Annotated in this window: 15 protein-coding genes; 8 read left to right on the top strand and 7 right to left on the bottom strand. The window is 41.3% G+C overall.

Annotated elements, in window-relative coordinates; genetic code table 11:
- Positions 1-46 precede the first annotated feature (46 nt).
- Genes K1X76_04325 through K1X76_04350 form a run of 6 tightly spaced genes read left to right on the top strand, consistent with a single transcriptional unit; the run spans position 47 to position 3757 of the window.
- Positions 47-595 carry a YqgE/AlgH family protein gene (locus K1X76_04325; GenBank protein MBX7148287.1) on the top strand — a complete coding sequence of 183 codons (549 nt, stop codon included), beginning with the start codon at positions 47-49 and terminating at the stop codon, positions 593-595.
- A 23-nt stretch (positions 596-618) separates the two neighbouring features.
- Positions 619-1203 carry a LemA family protein gene (locus K1X76_04330; GenBank protein MBX7148288.1) on the top strand — a complete coding sequence of 195 codons (585 nt, stop codon included), beginning with the start codon at positions 619-621 and terminating at the stop codon, positions 1201-1203.
- A 48-nt stretch (positions 1204-1251) separates the two neighbouring features.
- The gene (locus K1X76_04335) at positions 1252-2037 is read left to right on the top strand and encodes a TPM domain-containing protein (protein ID MBX7148289.1); all 786 of its coding nucleotides are present in this window, start codon (positions 1252-1254) and stop codon (positions 2035-2037) included.
- Positions 2038-2487 (top strand): TPM domain-containing protein, encoded by a 450-nt coding sequence (locus K1X76_04340; GenBank protein MBX7148290.1) that lies wholly within the window; start codon positions 2038-2040, stop codon positions 2485-2487.
- A gap of 35 nt (positions 2488-2522) precedes the next feature.
- The gene (locus K1X76_04345; protein MBX7148291.1) at positions 2523-2930 is read left to right on the top strand and encodes an OsmC family protein; all 408 of its coding nucleotides are present in this window, start codon (positions 2523-2525) and stop codon (positions 2928-2930) included.
- A complete protein-coding gene (locus K1X76_04350; GenBank protein ID MBX7148292.1) occupies positions 2927-3757 on the top strand; it encodes a Gfo/Idh/MocA family oxidoreductase in 831 nt (276 codons plus the stop codon). Before K1X76_04345 ends, K1X76_04350 begins: the two co-directional genes overlap by 4 nt.
- Here the strand turns inward: K1X76_04350 and nirD are convergent.
- Positions 3741-4055 carry a nitrite reductase small subunit NirD gene (gene nirD, locus K1X76_04355; protein ID MBX7148293.1) on the bottom strand — a complete coding sequence of 105 codons (315 nt, stop codon included), beginning with the start codon at positions 4053-4055 and terminating at the stop codon, positions 3741-3743. The genes K1X76_04350 and nirD overlap by 17 nt on opposite strands.
- Before the next feature lie 137 nt (positions 4056-4192).
- Here nirD and K1X76_04360 point away from each other — a divergent pair, with 137 nt between their 5' ends.
- Positions 4193-4672 carry a hypothetical protein gene (locus K1X76_04360; protein ID MBX7148294.1) on the top strand — a complete coding sequence of 160 codons (480 nt, stop codon included), beginning with the start codon at positions 4193-4195 and terminating at the stop codon, positions 4670-4672.
- A gap of 1 nt (position 4673) precedes the next feature.
- On the opposite strand, the gene K1X76_04365 is transcribed toward K1X76_04360, so the two are convergent.
- From K1X76_04365 to K1X76_04390, 6 genes are all read right to left on the bottom strand, one after another.
- Positions 4674-5969, bottom strand: a complete 1296-nt coding sequence (locus K1X76_04365) for a citrate synthase (GenBank protein ID MBX7148295.1) — start codon at positions 5967-5969, stop codon at positions 4674-4676.
- Positions 5970-6073: 104 nt separating this feature from the next.
- Positions 6074-7183, bottom strand: a complete 1110-nt coding sequence (gene rodA / locus K1X76_04370) for a rod shape-determining protein RodA (protein MBX7148296.1) — start codon at positions 7181-7183, stop codon at positions 6074-6076.
- Between the two features lie 3 nt (positions 7184-7186).
- Complete coding sequence (gene mrdA, locus K1X76_04375; protein MBX7148297.1) at positions 7187-9121, bottom strand: penicillin-binding protein 2; 1935 nt, start codon at positions 9119-9121, stop codon at positions 7187-7189.
- 1 nt (position 9122) lies between these two features.
- Positions 9123-9683 (bottom strand): hypothetical protein, encoded by a 561-nt coding sequence (locus K1X76_04380; GenBank protein ID MBX7148298.1) that lies wholly within the window; start codon positions 9681-9683, stop codon positions 9123-9125.
- 17 nt (positions 9684-9700) lie between these two features.
- On the bottom strand, positions 9701-10513 hold the full coding sequence (locus tag K1X76_04385) for a rod shape-determining protein MreC (protein MBX7148299.1): 813 nt from the start codon (positions 10511-10513) through the stop codon (positions 9701-9703).
- 37 nt (positions 10514-10550) lie between these two features.
- A complete protein-coding gene (locus K1X76_04390) occupies positions 10551-11585 on the bottom strand; it encodes a rod shape-determining protein (GenBank protein ID MBX7148300.1) in 1035 nt (344 codons plus the stop codon).
- An 84-nt stretch (positions 11586-11669) separates the two neighbouring features.
- Between K1X76_04390 and K1X76_04395 the strand changes: the two genes are divergently transcribed.
- On the top strand, positions 11670-12800 hold the full coding sequence (locus K1X76_04395) for a SurA N-terminal domain-containing protein (protein MBX7148301.1): 1131 nt from the start codon (positions 11670-11672) through the stop codon (positions 12798-12800).
- Positions 12801-12890 lie beyond the last annotated feature (90 nt).

A 12890-nucleotide genomic window follows, 5' to 3' on the forward strand; every position in this document is an offset into this window, starting at 1 on the left:
TTAAAAAATACTTGTTTTTACACATTTAAGTGCTACTTTTACCCGAATGATTACGGAAAATCCATGCTTTTTAGTGGCCATGCCTCAATTGATGGATCCCAATTTCGTAAAAAGTGTTGTTATCATGATTCATCAAGCTAGTGATGGCGCCATGGGACTTGCCATTAATAATGCCTTCCCTGATTTATCCGTCGACCGCTTTGCGCGCACACAGGGAATGGAATATCATCCTTCATTTATTGATGTGCCGGTGTATTGTGGAGGACCTGTACAACCTGAAAGTGGCTGGATTTTGCACACCAATGACACTCTTGAAGAAAAGCAAAAAATTGCTGACGGACTTTATTTTAGTGTTACCAAAGAATCGTTAGAAAAACTTTTACAAGAAGAAGGAAAACCCTTTAAACTCATTTTAGGCTATGCCGGATGGGATGCAGGACAACTTAAACAAGAAATGATTGATGGCTCTTGGATTACAGCCCCCATCAACACCACTCATTTATTTAAAACCAATCCTGACGAGGTTTGGAAAAACGTTTTAACCGATATGGGAATTAACCCTGCCAATTTGTTGATTGGCGGCGGCGTTCACTAATTCATTAATTAATGGAGAATGACATGAAAACTAAACTCTTATCATTTTTAGGCCTGCTTATTTTATTAAATCTTAATGCGTGCGGCTATAATAGCCTGGTATCAGCCGATGAAGCCGTATCAGGAAGTTGGGCTCAGGTTGAAAATGTCTATCAAAGACGAGCCGATCTTATTCCTAATTTGGTAGAAACAGTGAAAGGTTATGCTTCTCACGAAAAAGAAACTTTGGAAGGTGTTATTGAGGCCCGCTCCAATTTAACCAAAATCAATCTCACAGCTGAAGACTTGGACAACCCCGAAAAAATGGCACGTTTTCAGGAAGCTCAAAATCAAATCACGTCTGCTTTAAGTAAGCTTATGCTTCTTAAAGAAAGTTATCCCGATTTAAAAGCAAACCAAAACTTTTTAGCATTGCAAAGTCAATTGGAAGGCACCGAAAATCGCATTGCCGTAGAACGCCAACGTTTTAACGAAGCTTCACAATATTACAACACCTTACGCCGTAAATTTCCCACGGTATTAATTGCCAAAATGTTCGATTTTAAAGAAAAAGCTTATTTTAAATCGGACGCAGGTAGTGAAAAAGCTCCTACGGTGAAGTTTAACTGATTGCTACAGAGGTAGGGGCATGGCGTTTCATGCCCCTACAGGCAACGCATGAGAATTGTTTATCTTGCCATCTGTTTCATTCTTTTTTCCGTCGCCTCTTCCGCGTTAGAAATTCCCTCTCGTCCCACTGGTTATGTATCCGATTTTGCTGGCATCCTCTCTTTTAGCGACAGGCAGCAAATTGAAACTGTATTAAGGAGCCACGAGCAAAGTACATCCAATCAAATTGCTGTGGCTATTTTTAACAGCTTAGAGGGAGAAAGCCTGGAAGACTTTTCTATTCGTTTGGCCGACACCTGGAAAATTGGCCAACAAGGCAAAAACAACGGAGTGATCCTCCTCATTTTTACAGAAGATCGCAAAATACGCATTGAAGTAGGTTATGGTTTAGAACCTTATTTAACCGACGCTCTCTCCGATCAAATTATCCGTAATGTAATAGCACCTCAATTTAAACAGGGAAAATACGCCCAGGGAATTTTAAACGGCGTCAATAGTATCATGGCAATAGTAGGTGGCGATACAACCGGCTTTACACCCTCACCCTCCCAGCATTCACACAAAAAAAATAATGGCGACTTTGGCATTATTATTTTGATTTTAGTTTTAGGAGCGCTTATCGACTTTTTACGTTATACTTTTTATTTTATAAGCAACCGTGCTTATCATAATCGTTACAGTGTGCTGGAATGGTTTTTTAGATTTTCGATACTCTTGTTTATCTTAAAAATTCTAGCTTCAAGCCGTCATTCGGGAGGCTCACGCAGCAGCAGTGGTGGTTTTAGCGGAGGTGGTGGACGATTTGGTGGCGGTGGCGCTAGCGGAGGATGGTAAATGTTTGAACGATCTAAAAGCCCCTCCTTCTTTTTTTCAAAAAAGGAACGGGAAACTATTATAAATAAAATTAAGCACGCCGAACTCAAAACATCGGGCGAAATTCGTGTACATGTAACAGGCAAAAAACCGGATGATCTATACGCATATGCTATAAAACTTTTTGAAGAGATGGGCATGACCGCCACACAGAAACGTAATGGCGTATTAATTGTTCTGGCGTCTAAATTGAATCACTTTACAATAATTGGGGACGAAGGCATTAATAATGTTGTCCCTCAAAATTTTTGGCAGGATGTAGTAGAAAGTGTTACACCACACTTTAAACAAAACTTTTTTGCTCAAGGTTTGTGTATTGGCATTGAGCAAATTGGCAATAAACTAATTCAGTATTTCCCATACGAAAAACAGGATGTGGATGAATTGAGTAATGAAATTACTTATTCATAGATAGCCATCCACACAAAAAGAAATAAGAGGTTTTTATGGTAAACATGAGTTTAGAATATAAAGGTGATTTAGAAGTAAAACTCACGCACGGCCCTTCAGGTACCATCGTGCACACCGATGCCCCAGTGGATAATCAGGGACGCGGCCGCAACTTTTCACCTACAGATCTTTGTAGCGCTTCGCTTGCCTCGTGCATGATGACCATCATGGGCATTTTGGCCAAACGTGAAAACTGGGACTTAACGGGCACCACCTGCTCCATTACAAAAGAGATGACACCTCCCCCACGCCGTATTGCTCGTATAGGGTTAGAATTTACCTTTCTCACCTCATTTGCTCCAGATAACCGTAAAAAACTGGAAAATGCCGCTAAAACTTGTCCGGTAAGTTTGTCACTCCATCCCGATGTAGTGGTAGACTTAAAATTTAATTATAAGGAATGATTTCAATTGCCCTCATCGGCTTAGGCTCTGCTGGCCGCTCGCGACTTAAAGCTGTAAACGAAAATCCTAATTTTCAATTGGCCGGTATTGCCTCCCGTCGCTCAGAACTGCAAACCATCACTTGGGATGAAGTTTTAAAACGAGATGATATAAAAGCCGTGGCCATTTCTACCGAAAACACCCAACATGCTTTGCTGGTAAAAGAAGCTCTTACTCACAATAAACATGTTCTCTGTGATTATCCTTTAGCCTTTACAGCAAGTGAAGCCTCTTCTCTTTATCAATTAGCCGGCGAAAAGAAACGCATTCTTCATACCGAACACATTGGGCTTTTAACCAAAGCGCATCTTCAAGCCAAAAACGATCTTCAAACGATGGGTGTCTTTTTAAACGGCTCCATTCGTTTTACCGCTGGATGGAATACTAAATTGGCAGACCCTGCCTACACTGGTCCCCTCCCTTTTTTAGCACTATCCAGACTTGTTCAAGCCGCCGAACTGCTGGGAGACCTTCAAATTGTAAAGCATAAATTTATTTGTAATTCAAATACTTATAAGCTAAAAATTGAATTAAAAGTTGAACCGTCTGGCAACATCTTATTATTTGAAGAACATCGCGCCGAAAACCTCCCTCGCTTGCGTCGTTTTGAATTTACTATGGAACAAGGCCCCCTGACGATGAAAGCAGGAGTAGGCAACGAGAACTTATTTGGACAAGATTTAGCCTGGTTTTATGAGCGTATCACCCATCAAAAACCCTGCTATTATAATGAGAGTAGAATGATAAAAGTCATTGGGCAATTAGAACACATTAAGACTGAAGCATAACCCAAATATCATCCCCCTCTACCATCACTGGATAACTTTTTACGCATAATTCAGGAACGCTAGGATTTTGCCCATCACTTACCTTAAATTGCCATCCATGAAAGGGACAAATCACCACCCCATCACGCACTTCACCCCCTGCCAAGGGAGCCCCTTGATGCGGACATACATTATCAATAGCATAGAAATGGCCTTCATGACGAAAAATAGCAATTTCGTCATTACCCACTAAAAAAGCCTTCCCTTCCTTGACAGGCACATCGTTTGTTTTACATATTTTTATTTTATCGAAGCTCATCCTGTCCTTTTTTGCCGGATACTTTTTTCCAGGTTACCTCTTTTTATATAAGTTAGGTTTTTAACCCTACTATAAATCAACTAGTTACAAAACATTTTTTGGCATCTTCTTTGCTCTCTTTATAGCAATTCTAAGCTATGAAAAAAGCTATACTTTTTATATCACTTTTATTCAGTTTTTACGGCTCGGTTCTAGCTTCAGAAAACGCCCCTGTTAAGCTAGCCGATTCTTCCCGCTTTTATGAGCATAAAATGGGTGTCATCCTTACTTCCTTAAGCGCTAATGCCTATGACAGCATTATTGAAGGCGTCCCAAACAGCAGGCTCCTATTTGAAATTAAACGAAACTCTCCTGAATGCTTTGACGAAGAAGAATATGCACTAAATTGTACTATGCGGATTGAGTGCAACAAAGAAGAGAGACGTAATTTATTAGTTTGTCCTCTTTCTACATTTAACAAAAGCGACAACGAAGAATTATTTTTATTAAAAGACACTACTGATGAATTTTATATTCAGGTGGTACTCACCTATCCGCGTATTATTACTCACAACCCTGTACGTGAAGTAATTGAACGGTCGCCCGTGATGAGTTTAGACGAACTTCCCCAAGGATAAATTATTCCCGATTTTCCATAGCAACATAATCACGCGTTTCATGCCCAATATAAATTTGACGTGGGCGACTAATTTTTTGTTCTTTGTCCATAATCATTTCACGCCATTGAGCAATCCAGCCCGGCGTACGGCCCACAGCAAACAACACCGGGAACATAGCCATGGGAAATTTCATAGCCTGATAAATAAGACCCGAATAAAAATCGACATTGGGATAAAGCTTACGTTCTACAAAATATTCATCCTGAAGGGCAATGCGCTCCATCTCCAGCGCAATATCTAAAAGTGGGTTTTTACCCAACACATCAAAAACTTCGTAGGCAATTTTTTTGATAATTTTTGCACGCGGGTCGTAATTTTTATAAACACGGTGACCAAACCCCATAAGCTTAGCTTCCCCCGCTTTTACCTTACGGATAAATTCAGGAACTTTATCAACCGAGGCTATTTCCTTTAATTGGCGCAAAACGGCTTCGTTGGCACCACCGTGTAACGGGCCATAAAGAGCTGCTGTTGCTGCCGAGTAAGCCGAAAAAGGATCTACACGAGACGAACCAACGCCACGCATAGCCGAGGTTGAACAATTTTGTTCATGATCGGCATGCAGAATAAAAAGAACATCCAAGGCTTTTTCTAATACCGGGTTAGGCTTGTATTTTTTCTCGGTCATTTTAAAAAGCATGTTTAAAAAGTTACCGGTATAGCTTAATTCGTTATCGGGATACACATAGGGCAAACCACGACTAAAACGGTAGGAATATGCCGATATGTTAATCACTTTTCCCATCAAACGATATGTTTGCAAACGACGTGACGACTCCTCCTCCACATTTTTAGCATCGGGATAAAAAGTAGACATAGCCGCCATGGAGCCCACTAAAATTCCCATGGGATGGGCATCGTGCAAAAAGCCATCTTCAATAAATTTTTTGATTTTTTCGTGAATCATGGTGTGCATGGTGATTTTTTCCTGCCATACACGAAAACGATTTTTAGTAGGAAGCTCCCCTTTAATAAGCAAATATGCTACTTCCAAAAAATTGCTCTTTTCGGCCAATTGCTCAATAGGGTAACCTCGATATTCCAAAATTCCTTTATCGCCGTCCAAATAGGTAATTTTACTTTTGCAGCTGGCGGTATTTAAAAAGGCAGGGTCATAGCTCATAATCCCAAAATCATCAGCATCGGTCTTGATTTGACGTAAATCGGGCGCCTTAATAGCACCTAATTCGATAGGTATTTCGTATTGTTTGCCGGTTCTATTGTCGGTAATGCTCAAAGTATCACGTTTAGCCATGACATCCCCCTAAGGTAATAAGAATATTAAAGATTTTATATTCTACAGAAAGTTTAGAAACCTGACAAACAATTAAATAGGCTCTATTAAGTCTTAAAACCTGATTATGAGAACATAAAACGCCGCATGCTGATATTGAGTAAAAGACCAAAACCCAACCAATTGGTAAGCAAATTAGACCCACCGTAGCTTAAAAAAGGCAAAGGAACACCCGTAAGGGGCATTAAGCCCAAAACCCCACCCAAATTGATGGCCATATGCCAAAAATAGAGCGCACAAATACCCAAAGCCACAAAAAAGCCGTATTTTTCAGGCGAATGAGATGCCACCGACAAACCCAGAAAAAGAAATAGCAGAAAAAGCATCAGCACCACAAAACTACCAAAAAAACCCCATTCTTCAGCCAGCACCGGAAAGATAAAATCGGTATGACGTTCGGGGATAAATTTAAGCTTGTGGTTTTGCCCCTTTAAAAAACCTTTTCCCCAAAACTCGCCCGAACCCACCGCAATTTTAGCCTGCACCACGTGATACCCAGAACCTTTACGATCCAATTCGGGATTTAAAAAATTCTTCACGCGGTCTTTTTGGTAAGGCGACAAAAAAAACATATAGGCCACAACAACAAGCACAACACCCAAAATACCAAAAGTAGCCACTACCCGCATTTTTACTCCATGCACTAAAATCATCGTGATATAAATAAGTCCAAAGAAGAGACTAGATCCCAAATCACCCTGTTTTAAAATAAGTAAAAATGGAACCAGTACAAACACCATGGACGGTAATAAACCCACAAAACCCAGTGGTCGACGGGCATCGAGCGACGATAAATAACGCGAAAAACCTAAAATAAAACCCAGCTTGGCAATTTCTGATGGTTGCAAGCGCATACCGGGTAAAATTTGAATCCAGCTTTGCGATCCCGACACGCGATGACCAATCACCAACACTAAAATAAGAAGAATGATTGAAATACCGTATAACACATAACTTGAAGAGTAAAAAAAACGGTAATGGATACTGGTAGTCACCAGTAATGTTAAAATACCCACACCTGTCCACATGAGTTGAGCTTTAAAATAATTTTCCTGGGCATCCGTACCAAAGCTAGAAGTAGCGCTAAATAAGTTGACTAAACCAATGGCCGATAACACCATCACCACTATCAACAGTGGCCAGTTAAAATTGGTAATGAGTCGTCTATCAAACATTTTTTATTCCTCCACGCCTCCTGATGCTTCTGTATCTCCTGTATGACTCTTGCGTTTTTCCATTTCCTCACGACCTATAATTTTATCGAGATAGGCATTAATCACTTCCATAGCCACTGGAGCCGCTGCCCCCGAACCGCTACCGCCGTTTTCAATAATAACAGCCACGGCAATTTTAGGGTCATCATAAGGAGCAAATGAAACAAACCAACCATGAGCCACACGCCGTGAGTTCATTGCCAATTTTGAATCGTGACCAATTACCTGCGCCGTTCCCGTTTTACCGGCAATCATGTAAGGCGAGGCGGCAACCCGTTTGGCTGTTCCTTCTGGGCTATGCACCACATTAATCATCCCCTGCTGAATAGGTTTGATATGATCTTCAGGGATAACACGTTTTCCTTTTTCTCCACTAATTTCACGCACCACTTCTCCGTTGGGATCAACAATCTTTTTTGCTAAATGAGGCGTAATCTCGTAACCCCCGTTAGCAATAAACGAAACCATGCGTGCAGCCTGCAGCGGCGTTACCAAATCGTATCCTTGCCCAATAGAAATAGAAAGAGTTTCACTTTCAATCCAGGGTAACTTAAAACGCTTTTCTTTCCATTCACTGCTAGGAATAAGCCCTGCTTGTTCAAATGGGATATCAATGCCGGTTTTGTGCCCATAACCAAAATAGCCAGCATATTCTTTAAGCTTGTCTACCCCTACAGCCAAGCCCACTTTGTAAAAATACACATCGCACGATTGAGCAATACCGCGCAACAAAGCCACCGCACCATGCCCACCATGATTCCAACATTTAAAAAATCGGCTTCCAAACTGTATGCCTCCCCCACAATTAAAAGTGGTTGTTAAATCAACCTTACCTGTATCTAGTCCCGCTAGTGCTGGAACCATTTTATAAATGGAACCTGGAGGATATGTTGCTTGAATAGCCCTGTTTAAAAGAAATTTATCTTCATCAAAATTAATTTTTTGCCAATATTCCTTATCGATGGTTTTGGTAATCCGATTAGGATCATAACCGGGGGAACTATAGAGAGCTAATATTTCTCCCGTATTTGGATCTATCGCAACAACGGCTCCTCTCCTTCCAGCCACCGCCTTTTGGGCCGCTACCATAGTGTCGTAATCGAGGGTGGTCATCAGGGAATTGCCTTGCTGAGGGGCAATACTGGCCCGTTGTTCCAACAATTCTAAAGCCTGATTTCCTGTAACGGCCTTACCACGGGCATCTACAACCTGAGCATCAACACCATCAATACCGCGCAAATCCAAATCGTAAGATGATTCTACACCGCTAGCCCCCATTAAATCGCCTTGAGAATAACGACCAGGATGTTCAGCCTCCAGTTTTTCCAATCCTTTTTTATCGGGCTCTTTTAAATAGCCAAGGGCATGCGCAAAAAGTTCGGGAAACAGATACGTACGCAATTGCCACTCTTTTACTTCTACCCCTTCTAAATATAAACCCTGATTCTCATCATATTCGGGTTTTTCGTATTGGCGCAGGGTAGTCACCCAATCGTAGGGGGCATCATCTACAATGGTAACAGGTGTAAACGCCGCTTCAAAACGAGCATCATCTAACTTTTTTAAAATATCTTCTTTTTTAAGCGGAATAATTTTGGTGAGACTATCTAAAGTTTTATCCTTATTTTTAAGATACTGACGGATAATGGAGATTTCCATATACGGGCGGTTATCGGCCAACACGCGTCCGTTACGATCGGTAATAACTCCCCGGGTGGCCCTAATTTCTTTTTCACGCATAGCCACCTGGTCGGACAGGGACTTAAACATGTTACCCTGATAAATTTGCAAATAAAACAAGCGTGACACCACAATGGAAAAAAAGATGAAAAACGCTAGCGACACAAAAGGAGCTTTCCTTTGCACAAACACAACATCTTCTTGTGAACGCATGGCCATATTATTTTATATACTTTCTTTGGGAACTTTTGGCGGCAAACCAGTCGGCTCCGGTAACGCTCTTTTTACGCCTTGAGCTAGCGGAAGACCAAAAAGAAAAGGTTGTATCAAATAAGATAAGCAGCGGAAACGATACAACTCCGTTAACTAAGCTTTGCAATAAAATTTGCAGCAATGTGGTCCCCAAATCGAGCTCTACAAAATTAGGACTTAATACAAAACCAACAAAAAGAAGATGCGTAATAGAAAAAATAAAAACCCAAAAACATTTGGTGAGATAAGCCTCTGTATAAATTTTATCCATCACCACCTGGATGAAAAAAAACAAAATAAGATGCGATAAAATAATATGGCCATGCACCATGCGCGAAAACACTTCGGCCATAAAAGATATGATTGTAACGGCTACAAGTCCGCGCCCTGCCGGAAACTCGAACCCCACAAAAATAACCAAAATGGTGATAAGCCCAAGCCCCAGAGGAATACCAAACGGCGCTACATGAACGGTTATTTGCGGCACCAATAAAATAAGAGCCCAAATTGTGGCAAAAAGTGCACGCATAAAATAAAATGTTGCAATTACTTTGAACTGCCTCCCGTAATCACAATCACTTCTTCCAGTGTATTAAAGTCAACCATGGGTAAAATATTATTATCGGCCACCACGTTGCCCACCGGAATTCCTTTGGGGTATAAATCTCCCAAGCCCGATGTTAACAGCAAATCACCTTTATTAATAGGATAGCCCATTTGGAGATATTCTAGATGGCTCATAATGGGATACGGAGTAAATTCGGGCGAACGGCCGTTACCAACCACCATCGCTCTAATACGGCTTTGCTCATCTACTACGTCTACAGCAAAATGAGGGTCGGTCATAAGAAGCACCATCGACGATGAATCAAATGCCTTAATAATTCGCCCCACCAAACCTTTAAGCGCAATAACAGGCATATCCACCATAACACCATCTTTTGTGCCGGCATCAACCCACAAACTTTGCGATAACATGTTGGCATCATAAGCCGTAACCCGAGCCACAACACCATTATACCCCATAAAATGAAGGCTCTGATCTAAGCGCGCTTCCTGATCTTTAATTTTAAGACGCTCTTTTAATGAGAGAATAAATAAATTTTGAAGATCAACAGTTTCCTGAAGTTTTTTATTTTCGTCCTTTACACCCACTAGCCAAAAGTAGTGGTCCCACGTATGTACCACACCATCGCGCACCGAACGCAAAGCGCGCGTAACAGGGCTTAAAACATTCACTAAAATGCGATCGATAAAAGATGGATTACTTTTTGTTTGGGAGGCCTCTTGGCGCACTTGAAAAAAGAGAACAATAAGAAAAGCCAAAATTAAAACCAGCAAGCCCCTTTTTTTAAGCATGATTGTTTTTTAACTGTTTAGATGGGAATTAGGCAAGTCAATTTAAAGTAACTTCACGTAAAATATCAAGTTCTTCTAAAGCTTTACCCGATCCTAGAACCACACACGAGAGTGGATCTTCGGCGATTGTAACAGGCAAACCTGTTTCTTCACGCACCAGTTTATCAAGCCCCTTTAAAAGAGCGCCGCCACCAGCAAGAGTAATACCCTTGTCTACAATATCACCAGCTAGTTCTGGCGGTGTACGTTCAAGAGTAATTTTAATAGCTTCAATAATGGCATGAACGGGTTCGGTAATAGCTTCACGAATTTCATCGGAGGTAATTTGTAAAATACGGGGAATACCAGTTACTAAATCGCGGCCTTTTACTTCTAGCGTTTTTGTATCGGAATCGGGGAAAGCATTGCCAATTGTCATTTTAATCCATTCGGCGGTTCTTTCACCAACAAGCAAATTATAATTGCGTTTAATGTGTTGAACGATAGCTTCGTCCATTTTATCGCCGGCTACACGAGCCGATTTACTAAATACAATCCCGGCCAGCGAAATAACGGCCACCTCGGTAGTACCACCACCAATATCTACAATCATGTTACCGGATGGTTCAGTAATAGGCAGCCCTGCACCAATGGCCGCAGCCATGGGTTCTTCAATAAGATAAACTTCACGGGCACCAGCCGATTCGGCCGATTCTTTTACGGCGCGCTTTTCTACTTCGGTAATACCAAAAGGCACGCAAATCATAATACGGGGACGCACTAAAGTTTTCCGGTTGTGGGCTTTACGGATAAAATAACGTAACATAGCCTCGGTTACTTCAAAATCGGCAATCACGCCGTCTTTCATGGGGCGGATGGCTTCGATATTACCGGGCGTTCTGCCCAGCATTTCTTTGGCCTCCTTACCCACCGCTAATACTTTTTTATTACCGCGCGCATCACGCCTCACGGCTACAACCGAAGGTTCGGACGAAACAATACCCTTCCCTTTCACATACACCAGGGTATTGGCTGTACCTAAATCGATTGCTAAATCGTTTGAAAAAAGACCAAGAATAGGATCGAGAAACATAATTTTAATAGTGGTAACAAATGTAGCCTCGTGAGGCAAGAATTTTGTTGCAATTTTACGCCTTTTGGTAAACAAAACCGCATCATGCTCGACATTTTAAGAAAAAAATCATCTTCCATTGTTGTTAAAACCATTTTGGGCCTCATTGTAGTGGTCTTTGTGTTCTATTTTGGAACATCTACCCTGCGCCGTACGGCTGGCCACCCTGCCAATATATTGGCTAGAGTGAACGGGTACGAAATTACCGAAGGCGATCTGCAAAGCTTTATCCGGCTTAAAAAGGAAAACGACCCCATGTTTGCCAATATAAACGATGAATTCCTCCAAATGATCCGTGGGTCACTTATTGAAGGCCTTATTCAGGAACGCATCATGCTGCAAGGCGCTCAAAAAGCAGGTATTGTTGTATCCGATCCAGAACTGATTGATTCTATCCGTAAATACCCCGCTTTCCAAAAAGACGGCCAGTTTAATGCCGAGGGTTATAATAACTTTAAACCTATCTTTAATCAGCGCTACGGTATGGATTTTGAGCCCTGGATGCGTAATAACCTGGTACGTGACAAATTGCTTAAAAGCTTTGAAAACACGGTTATAGTAACAGAAAACGAAGCTAAAAAAGCTTATGAGGCGCAAAATACAACCATCAAGCTAAAAGACGTGCTTGTTGCGCTTAAAGATATCCCCAACTTTGCACCCGACGACAAAAAGCTTAATGAATTGATTGCAACCAAAAAAACAGACATGGCCGATTTGAACGCCCCTGTTGATGATGCCAAAATAAAAGAGGAAGCGCTTGGAGAATTAAAAAACCAGGCCATTGCCGCCGAAAATAAAAAGCTATCGGAAGAATTATGGCCGCTTTTTACTAAAGGCAATAATTTGGATGCCGAAATCAAAAAGTATGGATTGACTCAAAAAGAAACTGAACCCGTTTCTATTGCCAATGCCGGCGAAGTTTTTTCAAACGTGAACGACATCACTATTTTGGCGCAAATTTTTACTCTGTCTAAAGATAAACCCTATCCTCCTTCTCCTGTAGAAGGAGAAGATGGCTATCATTTTTACAAATTCATTTCACGCACATCACCTGAGTGGGATAAATTTAAAGCCGAAGAAACAATAGCCGAAGTTAAAAAACAAATGGCTATGGACAGTTTTTCGGCCTGGCTTAAAGATGCCGAAGACAGTGCCAGTATTAAAAGGTACTTCTAGCTTTACACATACCAATCGAGCAATGCTGTCATCCTGAGCGAAGCGAAGGATCTCGCAATGGATTCTTCGCTTCGCTCAGAATGACAAAAA

It is taken from the genome of bacterium, assembly GCA_019695305.1.
In the GTDB taxonomy this organism is placed as follows: domain Bacteria; phylum UBA10199; class UBA10199; order UBA10199; family JAIBAG01; genus JAIBAG01.